General features: G+C 72.8%; 23 protein-coding genes. 16 read left to right on the top strand and 7 right to left on the bottom strand.

What is annotated here, in order from left to right; genetic code table 11:
- Positions 1 to 669: a lysophospholipid acyltransferase family protein gene (locus C6N31_RS38000; protein ID WP_138352683.1), complete on the bottom strand. Its 669-nt coding sequence runs from the start codon at positions 667 to 669 to the stop codon at positions 1 to 3.
- A 267-nt stretch (positions 670 to 936) separates the two neighbouring features.
- On the opposite strand from C6N31_RS38000, the gene C6N31_RS37995 reads away from it, so the two are divergent.
- The 3 genes from C6N31_RS37995 to C6N31_RS37985 all read left to right on the top strand — a co-directional run bounded on the left by C6N31_RS37995 (position 937) and on the right by C6N31_RS37985 (position 3,427).
- Entirely contained in the window at positions 937 to 2,103 is a 1,167-nt protein-coding gene (locus C6N31_RS37995; protein WP_138352682.1) for a glycerophosphodiester phosphodiesterase, read from the top strand.
- A gap of 89 nt (positions 2,104 to 2,192) precedes the next feature.
- Positions 2,193 to 2,717, top strand: coding sequence for a sigma-70 family RNA polymerase sigma factor (locus C6N31_RS37990; RefSeq protein ID WP_138352681.1), 525 nt, complete (start codon positions 2,193 to 2,195; stop codon positions 2,715 to 2,717).
- A 203-nt stretch (positions 2,718 to 2,920) separates the two neighbouring features.
- Complete coding sequence (locus tag C6N31_RS37985; protein ID WP_138352680.1) at positions 2,921 to 3,427, top strand: GNAT family N-acetyltransferase; 507 nt, start codon at positions 2,921 to 2,923, stop codon at positions 3,425 to 3,427.
- Between the two features lie 10 nt (positions 3,428 to 3,437).
- Here C6N31_RS37985 and C6N31_RS37980 read toward each other — a convergent pair whose 3' ends face one another.
- The gene (locus C6N31_RS37980; protein ID WP_138352679.1) at positions 3,438 to 3,890 is read right to left on the bottom strand and encodes a hypothetical protein; all 453 of its coding nucleotides are present in this window, start codon (positions 3,888 to 3,890) and stop codon (positions 3,438 to 3,440) included.
- Positions 3,883 to 4,251 carry a hypothetical protein gene (locus C6N31_RS37975; RefSeq protein WP_138352678.1) on the bottom strand — a complete coding sequence of 123 codons (369 nt, stop codon included), beginning with the start codon at positions 4,249 to 4,251 and terminating at the stop codon, positions 3,883 to 3,885. Before C6N31_RS37975 ends, C6N31_RS37980 begins: the two co-directional genes overlap by 8 nt.
- 81 nt (positions 4,252 to 4,332) lie before the next feature.
- On the opposite strand from C6N31_RS37975, the gene C6N31_RS37970 reads away from it, so the two are divergent.
- The 4 genes from C6N31_RS37970 to C6N31_RS37955 all read left to right on the top strand — a co-directional run bounded on the left by C6N31_RS37970 (position 4,333) and on the right by C6N31_RS37955 (position 7,952).
- Positions 4,333 to 4,977 carry an HAD-IA family hydrolase gene (locus C6N31_RS37970; RefSeq protein WP_138352677.1) on the top strand — a complete coding sequence of 215 codons (645 nt, stop codon included), beginning with the start codon at positions 4,333 to 4,335 and terminating at the stop codon, positions 4,975 to 4,977.
- Positions 4,978 to 5,261: 284 nt separating this feature from the next.
- Positions 5,262 to 6,332, top strand: a complete 1,071-nt coding sequence (locus C6N31_RS37965; RefSeq protein WP_138352676.1) for a methionine ABC transporter ATP-binding protein — start codon at positions 5,262 to 5,264, stop codon at positions 6,330 to 6,332.
- Entirely contained in the window at positions 6,329 to 7,060 is a 732-nt protein-coding gene (locus tag C6N31_RS37960; protein WP_138352675.1) for a methionine ABC transporter permease, read from the top strand. Before C6N31_RS37965 ends, C6N31_RS37960 begins: the two co-directional genes overlap by 4 nt.
- Positions 7,061 to 7,112: 52 nt before the next feature.
- Entirely contained in the window at positions 7,113 to 7,952 is an 840-nt protein-coding gene (locus C6N31_RS37955) for a MetQ/NlpA family ABC transporter substrate-binding protein (RefSeq protein ID WP_198359269.1), read from the top strand.
- Between the two features lie 63 nt (positions 7,953 to 8,015).
- On the opposite strand, the gene C6N31_RS37950 is transcribed toward C6N31_RS37955, so the two are convergent.
- On the bottom strand, positions 8,016 to 8,807 hold the full coding sequence (locus tag C6N31_RS37950; protein ID WP_187144809.1) for a class I SAM-dependent methyltransferase: 792 nt from the start codon (positions 8,805 to 8,807) through the stop codon (positions 8,016 to 8,018).
- 186 nt (positions 8,808 to 8,993) lie between these two features.
- Between C6N31_RS37950 and C6N31_RS37945 the strand changes: the two genes are divergently transcribed.
- From C6N31_RS37945 to C6N31_RS37925, 5 genes are all read left to right on the top strand, one after another.
- Positions 8,994 to 9,641 (top strand): GNAT family N-acetyltransferase, encoded by a 648-nt coding sequence (locus C6N31_RS37945; RefSeq protein ID WP_138352673.1) that lies wholly within the window; start codon positions 8,994 to 8,996, stop codon positions 9,639 to 9,641.
- Between the two features lie 123 nt (positions 9,642 to 9,764).
- Entirely contained in the window at positions 9,765 to 10,967 is a 1,203-nt protein-coding gene (gene cbiE / locus C6N31_RS37940) for a precorrin-6y C5,15-methyltransferase (decarboxylating) subunit CbiE (protein WP_198359267.1), read from the top strand.
- A gap of 261 nt (positions 10,968 to 11,228) precedes the next feature.
- Positions 11,229 to 14,480 (top strand): nicotinate-nucleotide--dimethylbenzimidazole phosphoribosyltransferase, encoded by a 3,252-nt coding sequence (gene cobT, locus C6N31_RS37935; RefSeq protein WP_138352671.1) that lies wholly within the window; start codon positions 11,229 to 11,231, stop codon positions 14,478 to 14,480.
- Between the two features lie 196 nt (positions 14,481 to 14,676).
- Entirely contained in the window at positions 14,677 to 15,909 is a 1,233-nt protein-coding gene (gene cobA, locus C6N31_RS37930; RefSeq protein ID WP_138352670.1) for a uroporphyrinogen-III C-methyltransferase, read from the top strand.
- A gap of 75 nt (positions 15,910 to 15,984) precedes the next feature.
- On the top strand, positions 15,985 to 16,803 hold the full coding sequence (locus C6N31_RS37925; protein ID WP_138352669.1) for a TrmH family RNA methyltransferase: 819 nt from the start codon (positions 15,985 to 15,987) through the stop codon (positions 16,801 to 16,803).
- A 253-nt stretch (positions 16,804 to 17,056) separates the two neighbouring features.
- Here C6N31_RS37925 and C6N31_RS37920 read toward each other — a convergent pair whose 3' ends face one another.
- The 3 genes from C6N31_RS37920 to C6N31_RS37910 form a co-directional block, all read right to left on the bottom strand.
- Complete coding sequence (locus tag C6N31_RS37920) at positions 17,057 to 18,193, bottom strand: acyl-CoA dehydrogenase family protein (protein WP_138352668.1); 1,137 nt, start codon at positions 18,191 to 18,193, stop codon at positions 17,057 to 17,059.
- Entirely contained in the window at positions 18,190 to 19,392 is a 1,203-nt protein-coding gene (locus tag C6N31_RS37915) for an acyl-CoA dehydrogenase family protein (RefSeq protein WP_138352667.1), read from the bottom strand. Before C6N31_RS37915 ends, C6N31_RS37920 begins: the two co-directional genes overlap by 4 nt.
- 120 nt (positions 19,393 to 19,512) lie before the next feature.
- Positions 19,513 to 20,676: a serine/threonine-protein kinase gene (locus C6N31_RS37910; RefSeq protein ID WP_138352666.1), complete on the bottom strand. Its 1,164-nt coding sequence runs from the start codon at positions 20,674 to 20,676 to the stop codon at positions 19,513 to 19,515.
- A gap of 201 nt (positions 20,677 to 20,877) precedes the next feature.
- Between C6N31_RS37910 and C6N31_RS37905 the strand changes: the two genes are divergently transcribed.
- The 4 genes from C6N31_RS37905 (at position 20,878) to C6N31_RS37890 (ending at position 23,090) form a co-directional block, all read left to right on the top strand.
- Positions 20,878 to 21,108, top strand: a complete 231-nt coding sequence (locus tag C6N31_RS37905; protein ID WP_138352665.1) for a DUF8836 family protein — start codon at positions 20,878 to 20,880, stop codon at positions 21,106 to 21,108.
- Between the two features lie 305 nt (positions 21,109 to 21,413).
- The gene (locus C6N31_RS37900; protein WP_138352664.1) at positions 21,414 to 21,617 is read left to right on the top strand and encodes a hypothetical protein; all 204 of its coding nucleotides are present in this window, start codon (positions 21,414 to 21,416) and stop codon (positions 21,615 to 21,617) included.
- A 171-nt stretch (positions 21,618 to 21,788) separates the two neighbouring features.
- Complete coding sequence (locus tag C6N31_RS37895) at positions 21,789 to 22,712, top strand: phosphotransferase family protein (RefSeq protein ID WP_198359266.1); 924 nt, start codon at positions 21,789 to 21,791, stop codon at positions 22,710 to 22,712.
- A 63-nt stretch (positions 22,713 to 22,775) separates the two neighbouring features.
- On the top strand, positions 22,776 to 23,090 hold the full coding sequence (locus tag C6N31_RS37890) for a TFIIB-type zinc ribbon-containing protein (protein ID WP_198359265.1): 315 nt from the start codon (positions 22,776 to 22,778) through the stop codon (positions 23,088 to 23,090).
- Positions 23,091 to 23,236: the final 146 nt, after the last annotated feature.

Genomic DNA, 23,236 nt, shown 5'->3' with positions numbered 1-23,236 from the left:
TCAGGCGGCCTTGGCCTTGGTCGCGTACATGTCGACGTACTCCTGGCCCGACAGCCGCATGACGTCGCTCATCACCTCGTCGGTGATGGCCCGCAGCACATAGCGGTCACGGTCCATGCCCTCGTAGCGGGAGAAGTCGAGGGGCGCGCCGAAGCGGATGGTCACCCGGTGGATGCGCGGCAGCTTCTTGCCGGCCGGCTGGACGCGCTCGGTGCCGATCAGCGCGCAGGGCACGACGACCGCGCCGGTCATCAGGGCGAGCCGGGCGACACCCGTACGGCCCCGGTACAGCCGGCCGTCGGGGGAGCGGGTGCCCTCCGGGTGGATGCCGAAGATCTGGCCGTCCTCCAGCACCCGGCGGCCCGTCATCAGCGCCGCCGCGCCGCCGCGGGCGCCGTCCCGGTCCACCGGGATCATGCCGACGGTGGTGAAGAACGCGGCCTTCGCGCGGCCCTTGATGCCGCGGCCGGTCACGTACTCGTCCTTGCCGAGGAAGAAGACCGGGCGCGGGGCCACCAGGGTCATGAACGGTGAGTCCGAGAAGGCGAGGTGGTTGCCCGCCAGGATGACGGGTCCGGTCGCGGGGATGTTCTCCATTCCCTCGACACGCGGGCGGTACAGCACGCGGAGGAGCGGTACGAGCAGCGCATTGATCAGGAAACGGAACAACGGGCCCTCCGGGCAGGGGATCGGTGGATCGCAGACCAGGGGCGCACGCCCACTGGCGCACACCCCCTATAGATGAGGACGATACTTCCGTTCGCCTGGTCAGCGCACGCCGGGTTCACACACTTGCTACGCAGTGTTGACGTACGTTCCGCGCATGTTTCGCCTGTCGTGGCTCGTACGAAAGATGTACGCGCCTACGATGCGCGGGTCGACCGGCAGGTGCCGCACAGGCGTTCGGCCGCAGTCACCGGAGACAGGGGAGAGCTCATGACGCACGACCAGCAGGGATCAGGACCGGCCCGCCGGGCCGTCCTCGGCGCGGCGGCGGCCCTGGGCGCCGGCGGCGCGGTGTTCGCCCTGCCGGGGACGGCGGCCGCCGCGGACACCGCGGCCAACCGCGGCGGACACGGCTCGCCCAAGCTGCCGGTGCCGACCGTCATCGGGCACCGCGGCTCCAGCGGCTACCGCCCCGAGCACACCTTCGGCTCCTACCAGTACGCCCTGGACATCGGCGCGGACGTCATCGAGCAGGACCTCGTGCCCACCAAGGACGGCCATCTGGTCTGCCGGCACGAGCCCGAGATCGGCGGCACCACGGACGTCTCGAAGCACCCCGAGTTCGCGAGCCGTAGGACCACCAAGACCATCGACGGCACCGCCATGACCGGCTGGTTCACCGAGGACTTCACGCTCGCCGAGCTGAAGACGCTGCGCGCCGTGGAACGGCTGCCCGCCAACCGGCAGCGCAACACCCTCTACGACGGCCGCTGGGAGATCCCCACCTTCGAGGAGGTGCTCCAGTGGGCCGAGGAGCAGGGCCGCAAGCGGGGCCGTCCGGTGTGGCTGCACACCGAGACCAAGCACCCCACGTACTTCCGCAAGCTCGGCCTCGGCCTGGAGGAGCGGCTGGCCAGGCTGCTGCGCCGCTACGGCCGTGACCGGAAGAACTCCCCGCAGTTCCTGGAGTCCTTCGAGTCGGGCAGCCTGCAGCGGCTGGGCGCGCTCGGTGTCGCGGCCCCCAAGATCTTCCTGCTCTCCGGCCTCGGCAGCCGCCCGTGGGACTTCGTCGAAGCGGGCGACCCGCGCACCGTCGACGACCTCATCACCCCCGCCGGCCTGCAGTGGACCGCGCACTTCGCGCAGGGCATCGGGCCGACGCTCACCCTGATCATCCCTGTCGACGCGGCCGGGAAGCTCGGCACGCCGACCACGCTGGTGCGCGACGCGCACGCCGCCGGGCTGATCCTGCACCCGTACACGATGCGCAACGAGAACGCCTTCCTGCCCGCCGACTTCCGCAGGGGCACCGACCCGAACGCCTACGGCGACGCCTTCGGCGCGTTCAGGAAGTACTTCGAGCAGGGCATCGACGGGATCTTCTCCGACAACGCCGACACCGCGCTCCTCGCCCGCCAGGACTTCCTGAAGTCCTGATGCGGCCCTTCGGGCGGATGATCCACTCTGACGGGTGAAGACGGCCGCGTCCGGCAACCGCCGGGCGCGGCCGCGTCGTCCCGGCGATCATGACGATGTCGCTGCGTGAGGACGAACTGACCCGGCTGCGCCCGCTGGTCGCCGCGGAGGCGGCCGCCGAAGAGGTGGCCGGCGGCATCGAGGCCGCCGACCTCGAACAGGCGGTGTGGCTGAGGATGCTCGAACTGGCCGTTCCGCCGGCCGATCCCGCCCGCTGGCTCCGGGCCGCGGTACGGCGCGAGGTGCGCGAGGCCGCCCGCCGGGTCCGCCGTGAGCTGCCGTACACCCCGGGCCGCGACCCGGCGGCCGACCGCGGGCCGTCCGTCGAGGAACAGGTGCTCGGCGCCGAGCAGCGAGCGGCCGTGCACGCCGCCGTGCGGCGGCTGCCGGGACGCTGCCCGCAGGTGGTTGGTGCACTGATGTCCCGTTCCGACCCCACATACCAGGAAATCTCCCGGGAGTTGGGAATCTCACAGGGCAGTATCGGCCCTTTGCGCTCACGCTGTCTCGGCTGCCTGCGCTCGATCCTGAAATCCGGGGTTGCATCCCCGGTAAGACGGGGTAAGGCACGGTAAACAGTCGGCGACAAGGCGTTCCTTGCGCGTTCGAACGTGGCCGGATGCGGGTATTGCGAGGCATCTACCGCGCCGGGGCGTTTGTGCGATCATCAGCGCCACGGAGACGGCGCACACCCGTACCAACTCCGGTCAGGCACACGTCCCGGGCGCGCATCACACCCTCATCAGCCCGGGCGGACTCGAAGGGGAGGCCTGCGCACATGGGCATGAGCGTGACCATCTCTACGGCGGATCCAGACGACGCCGAGAAGATCCTCAAACTCCAGTACCTCTGCTATCAGAGCGAGGCGGAGCTCTACGGCGACTACACCATAGAACCGCTCACCCAGACCTTCGAGGCGCTGCGCGCCGAGCTGGCTCAGGGGTGCGTCCTGGTCGCCCGGCTCGGCGACGAGGTCGTCGGCTCGGTACGCGGGGTCGTCGACGTCGACGGCACCGCCCGGATCGCCAAGTTGATCGTCCATCCCCGTATGCAGCGGCACGGTCTCGGCGGCCGGCTGCTGCACGCCGTCGAGGAGCGGCTGTCCGCCGAGAGCGAGGCGAAGCGGTACCGGCTGTACACCGGGCACCGCAGCGACCTGAACCTGCGGCTGTACCGCAAGCTGGGGTACGAGCAGGTGGGCGACGCCGAGCCGGTCACCCGGCGGCTGAGCCTGGTCACCATGGAGAAGGACGCCCCGACGGCGACGTTCGCCGCCAGCGCCTGAACGGTTTCCGTTACGGCTGTTGTGGCCGCGCCGACCTGCGCAGCCACAACAGCCCGGCGACGGGCAGCAGCAGCGGCAGGAAGAGATAGCCGATCCCGAAGTCCGACCACACGGTCGCGTCGGGGAACGCGGACGGGTCGACGAGGGTGAAGGTGCCGACCGCGAGCACGCCGGCCAGTTCGGCCGAGCAGCACACCAGCGCCACCCTGCGGGCCGCCTCGCCACCGCGCCGGAGCGCGACGGTGATCACCGCGTAGACGAGCCCGGCGACCGCCGACAGCACGTACGCCAGCGGCGCGTCATGGAACTTCGTGATCATCTGCACCAGCGAGCGCGACACCGCCGCGACGGTGAACACCCCGTAGAGCGAGAGCAGCAGCCGCCCGGGACCCCGGCCGATCCGCCCGGCCCCGGCTTCGTTCGCGGCCGGCGCCCCGGATGCCTCGTGTGCGGGCTCAGACACTGCCGCCTCCCCAGATGTCGAAAAGCCGTACTTCGAGCACGGCGAGGATCACTCCGCCCGCGGCGACGATCGCCGATCCCCAGCGGGTGCGTTCGGTCAGCGACATGAAGGCGGCCGCCGGGATCGTGCAGGCGGCGCCGACCAGGTAGGAGACGAAGATCAACGTGCCCTGGTCCGGCTTCTCGCCGCGCGAGAGCTTCACCAGGGCGATCACCAGCTGAACCAGCGCGAGCACCGTGACCACGGCCATGCCGATGAAGTGCCAGTCCTTGGTCGGCTGGTCGTGGAAGGCGGCGAAGCCGCACCACGCCGCGAGCAGCAGCGCCGCGACCGAGACCGTGATGGTGACTGCGTCGAGCATGCCGCGACTCTATTACGGGTCAAAAGGGCCGGGCCCAGCGGGATCCAGGAGCCCTCCGCGCCCGGCGTAGGGTGGCCGGATATGAAGATCACCACGCAGGCGCTGCTGTTCGACAACGACGGGACGCTCGTCTCCTCCATGGACTCGGTGGTCCGCTGCTGGAGCCGGTGGGCGCGGGAGGAGCGGGTGACGGCCGAGGCGTTCGCGGCGGTGCAGCTGCACGGCAGGACCGCGGTGGCCATCATCCGGGACCTGCTGCCCGAGGAGCGGGTCGCGGCGGCGGTGCGCCGGATCGAGGAGCTGGAGCTGGCCGACGCGGACGGCGTGGTCGTCCTGCCCGGCACCCTCGCGCTGCTCGGCTCGCTGCCGGCCGGCCGCTGGGCGGTCGTCACCTCCGCCACCGGCCGGCTGGGCGCCGCCCGGCTCGCCGCCGCCGCGATCGATCCGCCCCTGCTGATCAGCGCCGACGACGTGACGAACGGCAAGCCGGACCCGGAGCCCTTCCTGCTGGCGGCCCGGAAGCTGGGGGTGCGCCCGGAGGACTGCACCGTCTTCGAGGACGCTCCCGCCGGTCTCACCGCGGGCCGCGCCGCCGGGATGCGGACCGTGGCCTTGGCCACAACCCATGCCGTCGAGGAGTTGGCCGCCGACGTGGTGGTCCGGGACCTGTCCGCGGTATCGGTGCAGGTCACGGACGCGGGCCTGGAGATCACCACCGCTGGATGAGCGGCTGTCCGCATAGTGAACGGCCTGCCCGGAATGCGGGACGCGACCGGCAGGTCTGCTTTACTGGATCTCATGACCACGACGAACAGCCGCTGCCGCGCGACCGAGGCGACCACGCCCGGTGTTCGTTGTATGTGTCGAATGTGTGACTAGCCGAGGGCTCAGCCCCGCGTCACGACATTCCGTGGTTCCAGCGACTTCCTCTTCCTGCCGCTGATCCCCGCTTGGCCCCTGACGGGCCGATCCGTGCCGCGATCCGAGAAGAATGCCCCCTGTGCGGTGCTATGTCTGCCGCGCACTCGACAGTGACGGATACCCCTGTGATCACCACCACGGACCTGAGAAAGGTCTACCCCTCGCGTGACCGCGAGATCACCGCCCTGGACGGCGTCGATCTGCACGTCCGCGAGGGCGAGGTCTACGGCGTCGTCGGACAGAGCGGCGCCGGCAAGTCGACCCTCATCCGCTGCGTCAACCTCCTCGAGCGCCCCACCTCCGGCACCGTCGAGGTCGCCGGGCAGGACCTGACCGCGCTCGGCGGCCGGACCGACCGGGCGGGAGCCGCGCTGCGCGCCGCCCGCAGCGGCATCGGCATGGTCTTCCAGCACTTCAACCTGCTGGCCTCGCGCACCGTGCAGGGCAACGTCGAGCTGCCGCTGGAGATCCTCGGCATCTCCGGCAAGGAGCGCTCCCGCAAGGCCCTCGAACTCCTGGACCTGGTCGGTCTCGCCGACAAGGCCCGCGCCTACCCCGCGCAGCTGTCCGGCGGTCAGAAGCAGCGCGTCGGCATCGCCCGCGCGCTGGCCGGCGACCCCAAGGTGCTGCTCTCCGACGAGGCCACCTCGGCGCTCGACCCGGAGACCACCCGCTCCATCCTCCAGCTGCTGCGCGACCTCAACCAGCAGCTGGGGCTGACCGTTCTGCTCATCACGCACGAGATGGACGTCGTCAAGGCGATCTGCGATTCGGCCGCGCTGATGAAGAACGGCAGGGTCGTGGAGTCCGGCACCGTCGCCGAGCTGCTCGCCACCCCGGGCTCCGAGCTCGCGCACGAGCTGTTCCCGGTCGGCGGTGAGCCGTCAGGACCGGACCGCACGGTCATCGACCTCACCTTCCACGGCGAGAGCGCGACCGAGCCGGTCATCTCCCAGCTGGCGCGCACCTACAACGTGGACGTGTCGATCCTGGGCGCGGCCATGGAGACCATCTCCGGCCGGCAGATCGGCCGGATGCGGATCGAACTGCCCGGTCCTTTCGAGGACAACGTCGTACCGATCGGCTTCCTGCGCGAGCAGGGCATCCAGGTCGAGGTGGCACGGACCGCCGCCGCACGCGTGAAGGAGACCGTGAAATGACCTGGGCCGAAATACAGCCGCTGCTCACGACGGCCTGTTGGGAAACCCTCTACATGGTGGGCTGGTCCACCGTGATCACGGCCGCGATCGGCCTGCCGCTCGGCGTGCTCCTGGTTCTCACCAGCCGGGGCGGCCTGCTGCAGAACGTGGTGCTGAACAAGGTCATCGGCGTCGTCGTGAACATCACGCGGTCGCTGCCGTTCATCATCCTGATGGTCGCGCTGATCCCGTTCACGCGCTGGCTCGTCGGCGCCGCGTTCGGGCTCAACGCCGCCGTCGTCATGCTGTCCGTCGGTGCGATCCCGTTCTTCGCGCGGCTCGTGGAGACCTCGATCCGCGAGGTCGACCCCGGGCTCGTCGAGGCGGTCCACGCGATGGGCGGCAACACCCGCACCGTGGTCGTCAAGGCGCTGCTGCCCGAGTCGCTGCCGTCGCTGGTCTCCGGCCTCACCACCACCGTGATCGCCCTCGTCGGCTACTCGGCCATGGCCGGCACGATCTCCGCCGGCGGCCTGGGCAACCTCGCGTGGACCTACGGCTACCAGCGGTTCGAGAACAAGGTCATGATCGCCACGATCGTGCTGCTGATCGCGCTGGTCACCGTCGTCCAACTGGCCGGCGACCTGACCGCCCGGGCGCTGGCCCGCCGCGGCGCCCGGACCTCCGGCGCCCCCGGACTCCGCCTGCTGCGCGCCGCCCGCGTCGCGGAGACCACTGAGACCTCCTGACCCGCCGGGCTTCCTCCGGCTCGTACCATCCACTGAGAAAGAGGCACTTTTCGTGCGTAACACCACCAGGATCACCACTGCTGTGCTGGCCGCCGGAGCCCTCGCTCTGGGCCTGAGCGCCTGCGCCTCCAACCCGACCCAGAAGGACGGCGAGAACGACGCGCTGGTCGTCGCCGCGAGCCCCGTGCCGCACGCCGACATCCTGAAGTTCGTCAAGGACAACCTGGCGGAGAAGGCCGGACTGAAGCTGGAGGTGAAGGAGTTCGACGACTACGTCATACCGAACACCGCCACCGAGAACGGCGAGGTCGGCGCCAACTTCTTCCAGCACAAGCCGTACCTCGACGACTTCAACGCCAAGAACAAGACGCACATCGTCCCGGTCGTGAACGTCGAGCTCGAACCGCTCGGCCTCTACCCGGGCAAGGCGAAGACGCTCGCCGAGATCAAGGCCGGCGACACCATCGCCGTGCCCAGCGACACGACCAACCAGGGCCGCGCGCTGCAGCTGATCGCCTCCAAGGGCCTGATCACGCTCAAGCCCGGCGTCGGCGCCAACGCCAGCCTGCAGGACATCGCCGACAGCAAGGGCCTGAAGTTCAAGGACGCGAAGGCGGAGCTGCTGCCCAGCCAGCTGCCCGACGTGGCCGCCGCCGTCATCAACGGCAATGTGGCGCTCGGTGCCAAGCTCGACCCGGTCAAGGGCACGCTCGCCCTGGAGAAGGCCGAGGGCAACCCCTACGCCAACTTCCTGGCGGTCAAGGACGGCAAGCAGAACGACCCGCGGGTCGTGAAGCTCGTCAAGCTGCTCAACTCCCCTGAGGTCAAGAAGTTCATCGAGACCAAGTACCACGGCTCGGTCGTCCCGGCGTTCGGCAAGCCCGCCGCCTGACATCCGCGCCTCCGCACCCCGGCCGCCCGACCAGGCGGCCGGGGTGCGGTGCGTCGTGGCCCGTTACCGGCGCCGCACCCAGTACACGTCCGTCATGTACGGCATCTCGATGTCGCCGCCGCGCCGGGTCGGCTCGTGCGCGCCGAGCAGCGACTCCAGATCGGCCCGCACCCGCTCCTGCTCGGCCGCGTCCAGCACCGCGATGTGGCTGGACGACATCATCCGCTCGACGACGTCCTCGACGGTCGTCGAATGCGGGTTGGGCCAGTGCCGCTCGTGCACCCGGCCCCAGCCCGGCCGTCCCTCGAAGGACCTGCGCCACCGGTTGTCGGGATCCCCGATGCCGGAGGCCAGCGGCGGGCTCGGCAGATCGCGCGGCGCCAGCCGGAAGAAGATGTCCTGGAAGTCGCGCACCCACGGCACCGAGGTGTCGTACGTGTTCCACACCAGGGCGAGCGCGCCGCCCGGCCGCAGCAGCCGCTCCACCTCGTCGAGCGCGTCCGTCTCCTGGAACCAGTGCCAGGACTGCGCCGCCACCACCGCGTCCGCGCAGCCGTCCGGCAGCCCCGTCGCCTCCGCCGTGCCCGCCGTCACCACCACGCCGGGCAGCAGCGCGGCCAGCCGTTCGCGCATCTCCGGCACCGGCTCCACGGCCAGCACCTCGGCCCCGGTCAGCGCCAGCAGCCGGGTGAACTTGCCCGTGCCCGCCCCGAGATCGACCGCCGTCCGCCCCGCCTGCAGCGGCAGGGCGTCCGCCAGCGCGGCGAGCGCGGCCATGGGGTACGAGGGGCGGGAGCGCTCGTACAAACCCGCGGCCCGCTGGGATCCGACTCCTGCTGCGTGGTGCAACGTCACGCGGCCAGACGCTAGCAGGGTCGGACGGCGGCAGCCGATACCCGCCCCGGCCGTCATACGGCCTACCCTGGAAGGGCGTTCACGGATCACCCCTCCCGTGAACCGTTCTGCGAGCCCGCTCTGCGAATGTCGCGGCCGATGCTGCATGCTGTGCTCTCCACACATGCCCTGGTTACGGAGCAGCGAATGACCTCCACCTTTCCGGACATCTCCATCAGTACGGAGCGGCTGGTGCTGCGCCCCTACGAGGAAGCCGACATCCCCGCCCTCGCGGAGATGATGAACGATGAGCTGGTCACCGCCTGGACGTCCGTCGCCCAGCCGTACACCGAGGACGACGCCCGCGCCTTCGCCACCCGGATCGCCCCCGCGGAACGCACCGAGGGCCGCGGCATCGTCTTCGCCGTCACCGAGTTCCTCACCCAGCGGCTGGTCGGCACCGTCCATCTGCAGAACACCGACTGGCGCATCCGCAGCAGTGAGATCGGCTACATGACCGCCCCCTGGGCGCGCGGCGAGGGATACGCCTCCGAGTCGGTGCTCGCCGTCACCCAGTGGCTCTTCGACGACCAGAAGTTCGAGCGCCTCGAACTGCGGATCGCCGCCGACAACACCGCCTCCCAGCAGGTCGCCCAGAAGATCGGCTGCATCAGCGAGGGCGTGCTGCGCAACGCCGGCATAGTGCGCAGCCGGCCGGAGGAGGACCCGGGCGGCCGGTGGGCGGAGATGAGGACCGACCTGATCGTGTGGAGCCTGCTCCCGGAGGACCTGGACGTACCGCGCGGCCGGGGCTCGGGGGACGAGGGGTACGTGGCCTTCGCCGACTGGGAGTAACGACCCTGCAGGCGCCGTCGGCGCCGTCGTCCGGTCAAGATCGGGCCCCGGGGTACTGTGCTTTCCCGGGGGAGCGCGCCACGCCCGGACACCGACCGCGACCACGCCCAGGAGACTGACGACATGGCCGACCGGGTCACCGTGATCGGGTGGGACGGCTCGCCGCCGTCCGATGCCGCGCTGTCGGCGCTCGCCGCAGCCACCCTGGTGGCCGGTACCCGCCGTCATCTGGACCTGCCGTACGTACCGGCGGCCGCCGAGCGGATCGTGCTCGGCAGCATCGAACTGGCCGCCCGCCGGATCGCCAAGCACCGGGGCACCGCGGTGGTACTGGCCGACGGCGACCCGGGCTTCTTCGGCGTCGTGCGCGCCCTGCGCGATCCGGAGCACGGCCTGGAGATCGAGGTCGTCCCCGGCGTCTCCTCCGTCGCACGGGCCTTCGCGCTGGCCGACATGCCGTGGGAGGACGCCCGCGTCGTCGTCGCGCACAGCCGGTCGCTGCGCCGCGCGGTCAATGTGTGCCGGGCCTACCCCAAGGTCGCCGTGCTGACCGCACCCGGCGCGGGCCCCGCGGAACTCGCCCTGCTGCTCGAGGGCGTACACCGCACCTTCGTCATCTGCGAGGCGCTGGGCACCGAACACGAGCAGGTCAGCGTCCTCACCTCGGACAAGGTCGCCGACCACATCTGGCGCGATCCCAACGTCGTCCTGGTCGTCGGCGGCATCACCTCCGCGGACCCGGCGGTCGCGGGCCGCAGCGGCTGGATCGCCGGCCGCGACCCGGGGTTCCCCGGCGCGGTGCGCGGCTGGGCCCTGCCGTCCTCGGAGTACGGCGGCGACGGCTCGCACCAGCTGCGGGCGCTCCAACTCGCCCGGCTGGGACCGCGCACCGGTGACCTGGTCTGGGACATCGGCTCCGCGGACGGGGCGTTCGCCGTGGAGGCCGCCCGGTTCGGCGCGGCGGTGATCGCGGTGGACCGTGACGAGGACGCCTGCGACTGGATCACGGCGGCCGGCCGGCGCTTCGGCGTCCAGCTCCAGGTCGTGCACGGCACCGCGCCGCAGGCGCTGGAGGACCTCCCCGAGCCGGACGTCATCCGGATCGGCGGGGGAGACGCCGAAGTCGTCACGGCGTGCGCCGCCCGGCGCCCCGAGCGCATCGTCGCGAGTGCGGGCAACCGGGACGAGGCGGAGGCGGTCAGCCGGGCCCTGGAGGAGGGCGGCTACGACGTCGAACGCGCCCTGCTGCAGACCGTCGAACTGGATTCCGGCTGGGCGGAACGCGAACGCCTCGTCACCTTCGCCCTCTGCGGCCACCGCAGGTGACAGCGGGCCCGCCGGCCCGCCCGCACTGTGGACCCTTGGACCGTCCTCCGGCGCACGCGCGGTAGGCTGGCGGATCGTTGTGCCGTCGTCGTGCGTTGACGGATCGACCCGTTGTCGATCTGCTGGTCATCCGTCGCCGCCGGGCAGCACACGCGGTGCCGACGCGCCGCATTCCCCGCCTTCCGGCCGTTGTGGCCGGCGGGTGGACAGTGTGCGCGGCGCGGCGTTGGAAGGAGCGATACCGATGGGCGAGGGGCACGCATGACTGACACCGGCCAGGTCCCGGGCGAGGGACTGCCGGAGAACGCAGTCGGGGAAGCGGTTCCGCAGCCGCCCGCCGATCTGCCCGGCAGTGCCGCTCACCAACCGACCGCTCCCCACTGGGGAACGGACGCGCTGAGCGGCGACGGCGCTCCCGCGTACACCTTCCTCGACCAGTCGGAGCCTTCCGGCCCGGCGGTCGACGACGACGAGGACCTGCTCCTGATGCCCAGTCTGCAGGGCTCCTGGAGCGATCCCCAGCCCGTTCCGCCGCAGCCCGAGGTCGTCGTGCCTCCCCTCAACGGAGAGGGGCACGCGTCCCACGAGTCCGCGGGACGCGACTCCGGATCCCTCGACTACGGGACGGTCCGGCTGCCGCAGGCCGAGCAGCCGCTGCCCGAGGGTGCGGTCCCCGCCGCCGTCCAGGAACCGGAGCCCGTGGCCCAGCAGGCCACGGAGCAGGTTCCGGAGCCGGCGGCCGAGCCGTTCGCCGCCGAGCAGCCGGCCGCCCAGCCGACGCCGCCCCGGCGGCCGTTGCACATGGGTCCGCCGATGCCGGACCCGGCTTCCAGCGGTGTCTCCGTCCGCTCGCTGGCCGACCGCGGACCGGCTACGGCCCAGGGCCAGACGCCCGCCCCGCTGCGCGCGACCGGCGGCCCGGCCACCGCGGGACCCGAGTACCTCGACGTCCCGCACAGCGACTCCGCAGCCATCCCCGCGCAGCAGACCGGCGAGGCTCCCGAGCCCGCCGCCGTCGGGCAGCCGGGCTCGCCCGTCCAGGGCAGCGCATGGCCGTCGGCGGCGCCCGCCGTCCCCGTGGCGCAGCAGCAGGACCTCCCGCCCGTGGTCCTCGCGGCGGTACCCGCGCCCGAGCCGGTCCAGCCGCAGCCGCAGGCCGCGGTGGAGCAGTCGGTCGCGGCCCAGCCGTCCGTCCAGGCCGAGCACCCCGCCGCGGTCCAGCCGCAGGCCGTGGCACCGGTCGTCCCCGCCCAGGGAGTGCCGGCAACGCCGCACGCGGGCACGCCCGTCCCGGACGCCGTGGCCGCACCGATCGCCGTCGCGCCGGCAGCGCAGGCCGAACCGGTCGCGCCCGTCGCACCCGTGGAAGCAGTGGCACCCGTGGCTCCCGTCGCACCGGAGCCGGTGCAGCCGTCCGTGAACGTGCAGGTGCCGCCGGTCGTCGTCGCCGCGCAGCCGCCGGTGCAGGTCACCGAGGTCCCTGCCGAAACGATCACTCCTCCGGCGGCTCCCGCCCAGCACCCGGCGGAGCCCTACGTCCTGCCCGACGCGCTGCCCGAGCCCATCGGCGTACCGGCAGCGGCGGCCCCGGCGCCGTCCGCACCGCAGGACGCTCCGGTGCCGGACGCTCCCGCCCCGGACCTGACCGCCGCCGTCCTGGCGCCGGTTCCGGCCGAGCAGCCGCCCGTGCCCGGTACGCCGGTCCCGGCCGAACTCCCCGGTGAGCCGGACGAGTCCGCCGCCCCGCCCGCCGAGGCACCCGTACCGGTCGTGCGGCAGCCCGCCGCCGACGGGTACGAACCCGCCGTCCGTGACGCGGTCCACCGCGTGATCCGCGAACGCCGGGACATCCGCAACGGCTTCCGCGACGACCCCATCCCGCACGAGGTGCTGCTGCGCGTCCTGGAGGCGGCCCACACCGCCCCCAGCGTCGGCCACTCGCAGCCCTGGGACTTCGTGGTCATCCGCTCCGCCAAGACCCGCGAGCGTATGCACGAGCTGGCAAACGAGCAACGCGACGCGTACGCCAAGTCGCTGCCGAAGGCCCGCGCCAAGCAGTTCCGGGAGCTGAAGATCGAGGCGATCCTCGACACCCCGGTCAACATCGTCGTCACCGCCGACCCCACCCGTGGCGGCCGGCACACGCTCGGCCGGCACACCCAGCCGCAGATGGCCCCGTACTCCTCCGCCCTCGCGGTCGAGAACCTGTGGCTCGCCGCCCGCGCCGAAGGGCTCGGGGTCGGCTGGGTCAGCTTCTTCGACGAGCGCCAGATGGTCCGTGAGCTGGGGCTGCCCGAGCACCTCGAAGTCGTCGCCTACCTCTGTATCGGCTACGTCGACGAGTTCCCGGAAGAGCCCGAGCTGATGCAGGCCGGCTGGTCCCAGCGCCGCCCGCTGTCCTGGGTGGTCCACGACGAGGAGTACGGCAACCGCGCCCTGCCCGGCGAGGAGCCGCACGACCTGCTGGAGGAGACGCTCCGCGGCATCCGCCCGCTGGACGCCAAGGCGCTCGGCGAGGCCTGGGAGCGGCAGAAGCGGATGACCAAGCCGGCCGGCGCGCTCGGCATGCTGGAGATCATCTCCGCGCAGCTCAGCGGCCTGTCCCGGCAGTGCCCGCCGCCGATCCCGGAGCCCGCGGCCGTCGCGATCTTCGCCGGTGACCACGGGGTGCACGCCCAGGGCGTCACGTCCTGGCCGCAGGAGGTGACCGCCCAGATGGTCGCCAACTTCCTCGGCGGCGGCGCGGTCTGCAACGCGTTCGCCAACCAGGTCGGCGCCGAAGTCTGCGTCATCGACGTCGGCGTCGCGTCGGAACTCCCCAGCACCCCCGGGCTGCTGCCCCGCAAGGTCCGGTACGGCACCGCGGACTTCACCGCCGGTCCCGCCATGACCCGCGACGAGGTGCTGCGCGCCATCGAGGTCGGCATCGAGACCGCCCGCGACCTGGTCGCGGCCGGCAACAAGGCGCTGCTCACCGGCGAGATGGGCATCGCCAACACCACCACCTCCGCCGCGCTCATCTCGGTCTACACCGGCCAGGACCCGGCCGAGGTGACCGGTCGCGGCACCGGCATCAACGACGAGATGCACGCCCGCAAGATCGACGTCGTCCGCCGTGCGCTGGACCTGCACCGCCCGGACCCGGCCGACCCGATCGGCGTACTCGAGGCGATCGGCGGCCTGGAGCACGCCGCCATGGTCGGCCTGCTGCTCGGCGCCGCGGCGCTGCGCACACCGGTGATCCTGGACGGCGTCAGCGCCGGCGCCGCCGCGCTGGTCGCCCGCGCCATCGCCCCCGAGGTGCTGGCCGCCTGCATCGCCGGCCACCGCAGCGCCGAGCCGGGCCATGTCGCGGCCCTCACCAAGCTGGGCCTGCGACCGCTGATCGACCTCGACCTGCGACTCGGCGAGGGCACCGGCGCACTGCTGGCGCTGCCGCTGGTGCAGAGCGCTGCGCGCGTCATGCACGAGGTCGCGACGTTCGACTCCGCGGGAGTCACCGAGAAGGGCTGACGCCCACGACGTCAGCAGCGAACGCCGGGCGCGCCGGGTGCCGCCGCCCGGCGTCGCCGCGCGCAGGTGTGATCTTGCGCGCTGCGGCCCGGGCGCATCCGACCGTAGGGTTGGCAGCAGGGGCCCGGCCCCGCGCGCACCACAGCCGCTCCAAGGGAGCAGCGGCAGCAACTTCGCCACAAGGAGCCGTACAGCCATGGCCGACGACCGCAACGACGCTCCCGCCTATCCCGTCGGGTTGCGGCTGTCCGGACGGCGGGTGGTCGTGCTCGGCGGCGGTACCGTCGCGCAGCGCAGGCTGCCGGCGCTCGTGTCGGCGGGCGCCGACATCGTGCTCGTCTCGCCGACGGCGACCCCGTCCGTCGAGGCGATGGCCGACGCGGGCGAGCTGCGCTGGGAACGCCGTCCGTACCAGGAGGGCGACCTCGCGGACGCCTGGTACGCGCTGATCGCCACCACCGACACGACTGCGAACGCCGCCGCGTCCGCGGAGGCCGAGGCCCGCCGCGTCTGGTGCGTGCGCAGCGACGACGCCGAGGCCGCCACCGCGTGGACCCCCGCCACCGGACGCAGCGAAGGGGTGACCGTCGCCGTCCTCACCGGGCGCGACCCGCGCCGCTCCGCGGCCGTCCGCGACGCGGTCGTCGAAGGGCTGCGGGACGGCACGCTGGTCGCTCCCCGGCACCGCGAGCGGACCCCCGGCGTGGCGCTCGTCGGCGGCGGCCCCGGCGACCCGGACCTGATCACGGTGCGCGGCCGGCGGCTGCTCGCCGAGGCCGACGTGGTCATCGCCGACCGGCTCGGCCCCCGCGACCTGCTGGACGAACTCCCGCCGCACGTCGAGGTGATCGACGCCGCGAAGATCCCCTACGGCCGGTTCATGGCCCAGGAGGCGATCAACAACGCGCTCATCGAGCACGCCAGGGCCGGCAAGGCCGTGGTCCGGCTCAAGGGCGGCGACCCGTTCGTCTTCGGGCGCGGCATGGAGGAGGCCGAGGCGCTCGCCGAGGCGGGCATCGCCTGCACCGTCGTGCCCGGCATCTCCAGCTCCATCAGCGTGCCCGGCGCCGCCGGCATCCCGGTCACCCACCGGGGCGTCGCGCACGAGTTCACGGTCGTCAGCGGCCATGTCGCCCCCGAGGACCCGCGTTCCCTCGTGGACTGGCCGGCGCTCGCGAAGCTGCGCGGCACGCTCGTGCTGCTCATGGCCGTCGAACGGATCGGTGCCATCGCCGCCGCGCTCGTCCAGCACGGCCGTTCCGCCGACACCCCGGTCGCCGTCATCCAGGAGGGCACCATGGCCGCGCAGCGGCGTGTGGACGGCACCCTGGCGACCGTCGCCCAGGTCGTCGCCGACGCGGAGATCCGGCCGCCGGCCGTCATCGTCATCGGCGACGTCGTCACCGTCGGCCGCGCCGTCCAGGGGTAGGCAGCACCCGGCGGGTACCGGCCAGGTAGCCACCCCGGCGTTGGCATGTGCCGCGGGACAGGGCAGTATCAGCCTGTGGCTGAGCTCATCACGATCGACGACCCGGACGACCCGCGCCTTCACGACTACGTGGCCCTGACCGACGTCGAGCTGCGGCGTCGCCGCGAGCCCGCCGAAGGGCTGTTCATCGCGGAGGGCGAGAAGGTGATCCGGCGCGCCCGGCACGCCGGGTACCGCATGCGGTCCATGCTCCTGTCGGCCAAGTGGGTCGACGTCATGCGCGACGTCATCGACGAGGTGCCGGCGCCGGTGTACGCGGTGAGCCCGGAGCTCGCCGAGCAGGTCACCGGCTACCACGTGCACCGCGGCGCGCTCGCCTCCATGGGCCGCAAGCCGCTGCCGGAGGCGGACGACCTGCTGGGGACCGCGCGCCGCATCGTCGTCATGGAATCCGTCAACGACCACACCAACATCGGCGCCATCTTCCGCAGCGCCGCGGCGCTCGGCATGGACGCCGTGCTGCTCTCCCCGGACTGCGCCGACCCGCTCTACCGACGCTCCGTCAAGGTCTCGATGGGCGCGGTCTTCTCGGTGCCCTACGCCCGCCTCGACAGCTGGCCCCGCGACCTGGAGACGGTGCGCGCGGCCGGCTTCAAGCTGCTCGCCCTCACCCCGGCCGACAAGGCCACCGACATCGACGAGGCCGCCCCGCACCGGCTGGAACGGGTCGCCCTGCTCCTCGGCGCGGAGGGCGACGGTCTGTCCACCCAGGCCCTCGTCGCCGCCGACGAATGGGTCCGCATCCCGATGGCCCACGGCGTCGACTCCCTGAACGTCGGCGCCGCGGCGGCCGTCGCCTTCTACGCGGTGGCGTCCGGCCGCCCCCAGGACTGAGAAGCGCCCGTCCGACCCAAGGGGACGTGGCGGGGTGCCGCCGCAGGCGACGAGAATCCACCACCGTCACTGTGCGGACGGCCCGCGGGTTCGAGCGCCGAGGAGGTGCCCCGCCACGTCCCCGACCCACCCGCGACGGTGCCGCCGTCGCCGGGCAGCAGGCGCGATGACACCTCCACCCGCGAGCCGGGGCGCCCATCAGCCGGAGGCGCCCGGCCGTCCCACCGACTGACGGCCGGTCACCACCCGGGACTCAGGCCGGGAGACCCACCAACTCGGCGAGAGCCGCCCGGTGGCGGCCCGGCGTGCCCAGGGCGATCTCGTCGGCCTTGGCGCGCTTGAGGTAGAGGTGGGCGGGGTGCTCCCACGTCATGCCGATACCGCCGTGCAGCTGGACGCACTCCTCCGCCGCGTGCACGGCGGTCGTGGCGCAGTGCGCCTGGGCGACGGCCACCGCGACGGCCGCGTCAGGACTGCCGGACGCCAGCGCGTCGGCGGCGTTGCGCGCGGCGGCGCGGGCCGAGACGACCTCCAGCCAGAGGTCCGCCAGCCGGTGCTTGAGGGACTGGAAGGATCCGACGGGACGGCCGAACTGATGCCGCTCGCCCAGGTAGCGCACGGTCTCGTCGAGGCACCACTGGGCGATGCCCAACTGCTCGGAGGCGAGCAGACCGGCCCCGGCGAGCAACGCGGCGCGCAGCGCATCGGCGGCCGAGTCGGGACCGACGAGCAGCCGGGCGGCGACCGCGTCCAGGGTGAGGTCGGCGATCGGCCGCGTCAGGTCGAGCGAGACCGGCACGTCGATGGAGACCCCGGGGGCGTCGGCGGCGATCTCGTAGAGGCCCGGCCCGTCGGGGCCGACCGCCGGCACGACGAGCACGTCCGCGGCCGACGCGTCGGCGACGCCGGTGATCCGGCCGCTCAGCGTGCCGTCGGCCGCAACACGAACACTCCCCGGGAACGCGGCGCCGGGCGCCGTGGGCAGCGGTACGGCCAGCGCCGCGGTGGCCTCGCCGGAGGCGAGCCGCTTCAGCAGCGGACCCGCCGCCGCGGGTGCGGCCAGCAGCGCCGAGGTGGCGAGCACCGCGCTGCCGAGGAACGGCACCGGCGCGACCGCGCCGCCGAGTTCCTCCAGCACCACCGCGGCCTCACGGGCGGACGCCCCCTGGCCGCCGAGCTCTTCCGGTACGAGCAGCCCCGCGATGCCGATCTCCGCGGCCAGCGTGCGCCACAGGTCCAGGTCGTACGGGGTGCCGCTCTCGATCCGGGCCAGCACCGCGGTCGGCGGGCAGCGGTCCGCCAGCAGACCGCGAACGGCGGACCGCAGATCGTCCTCGACGTCGGAGTACAGCAGATCGGGGGTCGCGGGCTGCGACGACGGCTGGTTCATCGGGGAAGGTCCTTCCAGGCGGCGTCCTTGTCGGTGCGGGGCTCGGACGGCAGGCCGAGCACCCGCTCGGAGACGATGTTGCGCAGGATCTCGGAGGTGCCGCCCTCGATCGAGTTGCCCTTGGCGCGCAGATAGCGGTAGCCCGCGTCCCGGCCGAAGAAGTCGACGGTCTCCGGGCGGGTCATCGTCCAGTCGCCGTAGCGCAGTCCGTCCTCGCCGAGGAGTTCCACCTCCAGGCCGCTGATCTGCTGGTTGAGCCGGGCGAAGGCGAGCTTCAGCCCGGAGCCCTCGGGGCCGGGAGCACCGGCGGCGAGCTGCTGGCGGACCCGTTCCGCGGTGAGCCGGGAGACCTCGGAGTCCACCCACAGGCGCAGCAGCCGGTCGTGCAGGTCCGGGGTGCGCAGCTCGGGCCGTTCGCGCCAGGTGGCGGCGACCGTGCCGATCATCCCGCCCTCGCGCGGGATGGAGGCGCCGCCGATCGCGACCCGCTCGTTCATGAGGGTGGTCTGCGCGACCCGCCAGCCGTCGCCGACGGCCCCGAGCCGGTGCGCGTCCGGGATCCGGACGCCGGTCAGGAAGACCTCGTTGAACTCGGCCTCACCGGTGATCTGCCGCAGCGGGCGGACCTCGACACCGGGGTCGGTCATGTCGCAGACGAAGTACGTGATCCCGCGGTGCTTGGGCAGGTCGGGGTCGGTGCGGGCGATGAGGATGGCCCAGCGCGCGTTGTGCGCGTTGGACGTCCAGACCTTCTGGCCCGTCACCACCCAGTCGTCGCCGTCCCGTACCGCGCGGGTGCCGAGCGAGGCCAGGTCGGAGCCGGCGCCCGGCTCGCTGAAGAGCTGGCACCAGACCTCCTCACCGGTCCACAGCGGCCGCAGGAAGCGGGCCTTCTGCTCGTCGGTGCCGAAGGTCAGGACGGTCGGGGCGGCCATGCCCAGGCCGATGCCGATCCGGCGCGGATCGTTCTCGGGCGCTCCGGCCGCCGCCAGCTCGGCGTCCACGACCCCTTGCAGGGAGCGGCGGGCGCCGAGGCCGCCCAGGCCCTGGGGGTAGTGCACCCAGGCCAGGCCCGCGTCGAACCGGGCCCGCAGGAACGCGAGGCGGTCGGTGGAGGCGGGGTCATGCGCGGAGAGCAGCGCCCGCACACGGTGACGCAGGCCCTCCTCGTCGGGGGTGCCCGCCGGTTCGGTCGTCATACGCCACGTCCTTCCCGCTCATCCATCTCATCGCGACTAAGCAAGCGCTTGGTAACGTAGTCGATGTGAGGGTGCCGACGCCAGACCCCGCAGCAGCGCGGGTGGGCTTCGGGAGAGGGGTCAGCGCGGCCAGGCGCCCTGCGCGACCGCGATACAGGCCGCGGCCAGCAGCGTCACGATGACGAAGACGATGAGGCGCTGCCGCAGCAGCCGCCGGTCGGGCCCGCCGGGCCGGCGTCCCGCGGGCGTGCGGGGCGCTGGAGTGCGCGGTGCGGGAGTGCGCTGCCCCGGCGGCCGCGGGACCGGCGTACGGCCGGTGTGCCGCGCCGAGGACGCCGTACCGCCCGCCGTCCGCCGCTCGGTGTGCTGCTGGGCGTACTCCTCGGCCCGCCGCCCGGTGGGCCGCTCCGGGCGCGGGCCCGCCGTCTTCGGCACCGCCTCGCGCCGGGGCGCGCCGAGCCCGCGCGCCTCACGCGCCGCGATCTCGGCCAGCCGCTCGGACAGCTGAACGGTGCTGGGCCGGTCCCCGGGGTCCTTCGCGAGACACGCGTAGACCAGCGGAGCGAGCGCGTCCGGCACCCCGCTCAGATCCGGCTCCTCGTGCACGACCCGGTACAGCATCACCTCGGAACTGCCCTGCCCGAACGGCGAGTCGGCGGTCGCCGCGTACGCGAGGGTCGCGCCGAACGCGAAGACGTCGGTCGCCGGGGTGACGGCCGCGCCGCGCACCTGCTCGGGGGCGAGGAACCCGGGGGAGCCGACGGCCGTCCCCACATGCGTCAGGGTGCTCGCGCCGGTCGACCACGCGATCCCGAAGTCGATGATCCGCGGGCCCTTCGGCGACAGCAGGATGTTCGACGGCTTCAGATCGCGGTGGACCACGCCCGCCTCGTGCACCGCCACCAGGCCGTCGGCGAGCGCCGCGCCGATCGCGGCGACCTCGGACGCCTGCAGCGTCCCCTCCTCGGCGACCTTGTCGTGCAGCGAGGGGCCGGGCACGTACTGGGTGGCGAACCACGGCCGGTCCGCGTCCAGATCGGCCGCCACCAGCCGCGCCGTGCAGCCGCCGCGGATCCTGCGCGCGGCCGAGACCTCCCGCGCGAACCGCGAACGGAACTCCTGATCCTCCGCCAGTTCCGGCCGGATCACCTTCAATGCCACCCGCTGGCCGCGCTTGTCGGCACCCAGGTACACCACACCCATGCCGCCGGCGCCCAGCCGCCGGTGCAGCCTGAACGAGCCGACGACACGCGGATCCTCGCGCCGGAGCCGCATCATCGCCATGTTCTTCCCCGCTGCCTGGCCAGTTGGACGTCCACAGCTTACGGACTGAACTCCCGCTGCGCCGATAGGCCGCGCATGCGCCGGACGGGGGATTGTCAGTGCCGGGTGGGATCCTTAAGAGGTGGGAACGGACCGCTCCGAAGGGGTGGAACGGCCGGGCCCGCACCATCAACGGCCCGTCTGCCAAGGGGGAATGACGCCGTGAAAGGTGATCGCGTGGAGATAGTCGTGGATGCCGGGGACACCACCCGTACCTATGAGGTGGTGGCCACCAGGGCCGGCCGCCGGGTCGAGACCGCGGTGCGCCGCGGTGTGGTGGAAGTGAGTGAAGTCACCCGCAACGGCACCGTCGTCCGCACCGCCCGATTCATGTCCACCCGGGTGCTCGCCCTGGTGGAGCAGCCCATTCCGAGGGACGACACCGAAGCCTAGGCCGGGTCCAGCGCGACCGAAGGGCCCGGCGGGCGGTCATCCCCTGGGGGTAGCCCCCTCAGGGATCACCCTGGGACCGGGGGCCCGGTGTCCACCCAGGGGAGTACCCCGGGCGGGTCCGCGTCATCCTCCCGGAGGCCCGGAAAGCGGTACGACGGCATGACGACCAGGCCATGGCGCGCACCTAATCTTGAAATCAAGCGGCGGGCGTAGCACTCGTCCCCCGAGGTCAGACGCCCGCCGCTTGCCTGACCGACAACCAGACGTACCACCAGCGTGAACGACCGACACCTCAGGAGAGGGCCATGGCGAACACAGTGAGTCGTACGGTGCGCCCCGTGCGCGGCAGCAGGATCGCCGCCTTCGGTACCCGCCCGTCCGGCACGCGCCATCCGCTGGTCGCAGCGGCCATGGTGCTGCCACTCGCGGTGCTCCTCGCCCTGCTCTTCGGAGGCTTCGACGCGGTGGCCGCACAAGCGTCGTCCGTAGCCGGGCTGATGGGGCGCTGACACAGCGCCCCGTTGCATCGGCCCCATGCCCGGAAGAGCGGTCCGGGCTGGGGAACCGGTACGAAACCCCGTGGGGACGGGGGTGCGACGGACGGCCGTGATGCCCGGGTACCAGCGGTGGTACCTGGGCATCACGCACGTCAGGGCCCGCGAGGGTGCTTGACTGAACGTATGACAGTGGTGGGGGAGGAGCTGACGGCGGAGCTCGCCGCGCTCGCCGCGGGCATCTCCGGCGTACCGGAGACCTCGGTGCTCGCCCACCGGCCCGACGGCACGGTGGTCCGCAGCGGCGCGCTCGTCGCCAAGGCCCACGCCGGTGACACCGACCCTGAGGCCCTCACGGTCCGCCTCGGGGTCGCCGCGCACCCGTTGCTGCGCGGCATCCTGCTCGCCCCGCTGCCACTGCCGGCGCCCAGGACAGGCTCGCTGCTGCACGGCCGCCCCGTCACCGCTTGGCCGCTGGGTGTACCGGTGGACCGCGAGGAGCCCGGCAGTGCCCCCTGGGAGGACGCCGCCGTCCTGCTCGCCCGGCTGCACGCCGTCCCCCCGCAGGCGCTGCCGTACCCGCTGCCGCCCATGCGCGGCCCCGCCAAGGCGGCCCGCGCCGTCGCCCGGATGACCGCCGGCGCCCGGTCGCCCGCCGCGGACACCGTGCTGCGGGCCTGGGAGTGTCTGCCGGGCTGGGCCCGCGACGAGGCACCGCAGCCGCGTGCGGACACCCTCTGCCACGGTGATCTGCACCTCGGCCAGCTCGTCCGGCACCCCGCCCCCGGCGGTCCGTGGCAGCTCATCGACGTCGACGACCTGGGGATCGGCGATCCCGCCTGGGACCTGGCCCGCCCCGCCATGTGGTTCGCGACCGGACTGCTCGACCCGGACGTCTGGACGCGCTTCCTGGGCGCCTACCGGGACGCGGGCGGCCGGGCGGTCCCCCCCGACGGCGACCCCTGGCCGTATCTGGACGTGCCGGCCCGCGCGTTGACCGTCCAGTCGGCCGCGCTGGCCGTGGTGCGGGCCGCCCGCGAGAACCGACCGCTCGACGAAGTCGAGCAGGACCTCACCGCTGCCTGCGCCCGGATCACCCACGTATCGTGAACCCAGCTCCGCCGGACGGGCGTTCCGGTGGCGAATCACCGCAATTGAGGAGTTGAGCCGGAGATGCACTGTCCCAAGTGCCAGGGCCCGATGCACACGTTCAATCGCAACGGCGTCCAGATCGAGCAATGCGGCAACTGCCGGGGGATCTTCCTGGACTACGGCGAGCTGGAGGCACTCACCCGTGTCGAAGGCCAGTGGAACCAGCCGGCCGCGCCGCCGCAGCAGGCCTACCCGGCCCAGCAGGCCTACCCGGCACCGCAGGCGTACCCCGCGGGTCCCGCCTGGAGCGCCCCGCAGCACGGCGGCCACGGCGGTCACCACGGCGGCCACCACCAGAAGCACCGCAGCTTCGGGCACATGCTCTTCTCGTCCTGATCCCAGGACGGATGCCGGGGACGCCCGGCGAGCGGCAGCGGGAACGACCGAGGGCCGGAGCGATGATCGCTCCGGCCCTCGGTCATGACGTGTGCGCGATACTGGGATTGAACCAGTGACCTCTTCCGTGTCAGGGAAGCGCTCTC

This window comes from Streptomyces fildesensis, assembly GCF_016107395.1.
GTDB lineage: Bacteria > Actinomycetota > Actinomycetes > Streptomycetales > Streptomycetaceae > Actinacidiphila > Actinacidiphila fildesensis.
The sequence above is the reverse complement of the archived record's forward strand: the minus strand, read 5'-3'. Positions and strand labels throughout refer to the sequence as shown.

What these genes read in the sequence shown, in the direction of transcription:
- cbiE (WP_198359267.1), top strand. Translation starts at nt 9,765, where the DNA reads ATGGCCGACCGGGTCACCGTGATCGGGTGGGACGGCTCGCCGCCGTCC.
- C6N31_RS37960 (WP_138352675.1), top strand. Translation starts at nt 6,329, where the DNA reads ATGACCTGGGCCGAAATACAGCCGCTGCTCACGACGGCCTGTTGGGAA.
- cobA (WP_138352670.1), top strand. Translation starts at nt 14,677, where the DNA reads ATGGCCGACGACCGCAACGACGCTCCCGCCTATCCCGTCGGGTTGCGG.
- C6N31_RS37945 (WP_138352673.1), top strand. Translation starts at nt 8,994, where the DNA reads ATGACCTCCACCTTTCCGGACATCTCCATCAGTACGGAGCGGCTGGTG.
- cobT (WP_138352671.1), top strand. Translation starts at nt 11,229, where the DNA reads ATGACTGACACCGGCCAGGTCCCGGGCGAGGGACTGCCGGAGAACGCA.
- C6N31_RS37965 (WP_138352676.1), top strand. Translation starts at nt 5,262, where the DNA reads ATGTCTGCCGCGCACTCGACAGTGACGGATACCCCTGTGATCACCACC.
- C6N31_RS37975 (WP_138352678.1), bottom strand. Translation starts at nt 4,251, where the DNA reads ATGCTCGACGCAGTCACCATCACGGTCTCGGTCGCGGCGCTGCTGCTC.
- C6N31_RS37920 (WP_138352668.1), bottom strand. Translation starts at nt 18,193, where the DNA reads ATGAACCAGCCGTCGTCGCAGCCCGCGACCCCCGATCTGCTGTACTCC.
- C6N31_RS37995 (WP_138352682.1), top strand. Translation starts at nt 937, where the DNA reads ATGACGCACGACCAGCAGGGATCAGGACCGGCCCGCCGGGCCGTCCTC.
- C6N31_RS37890 (WP_198359265.1), top strand. Translation starts at nt 22,776, where the DNA reads ATGCACTGTCCCAAGTGCCAGGGCCCGATGCACACGTTCAATCGCAAC.
- C6N31_RS37985 (WP_138352680.1), top strand. Translation starts at nt 2,921, where the DNA reads ATGGGCATGAGCGTGACCATCTCTACGGCGGATCCAGACGACGCCGAG.
- C6N31_RS37910 (WP_138352666.1), bottom strand. Translation starts at nt 20,676, where the DNA reads ATGGCGATGATGCGGCTCCGGCGCGAGGATCCGCGTGTCGTCGGCTCG.
- C6N31_RS37970 (WP_138352677.1), top strand. Translation starts at nt 4,333, where the DNA reads ATGAAGATCACCACGCAGGCGCTGCTGTTCGACAACGACGGGACGCTC.
- C6N31_RS37990 (WP_138352681.1), top strand. Translation starts at nt 2,193, where the DNA reads ATGACGATGTCGCTGCGTGAGGACGAACTGACCCGGCTGCGCCCGCTG.
- C6N31_RS37900 (WP_138352664.1), top strand. Translation starts at nt 21,414, where the DNA reads ATGGCGAACACAGTGAGTCGTACGGTGCGCCCCGTGCGCGGCAGCAGG.
- C6N31_RS37895 (WP_198359266.1), top strand. Translation starts at nt 21,789, where the DNA reads ATGACAGTGGTGGGGGAGGAGCTGACGGCGGAGCTCGCCGCGCTCGCC.
- C6N31_RS37915 (WP_138352667.1), bottom strand. Translation starts at nt 19,392, where the DNA reads ATGACGACCGAACCGGCGGGCACCCCCGACGAGGAGGGCCTGCGTCAC.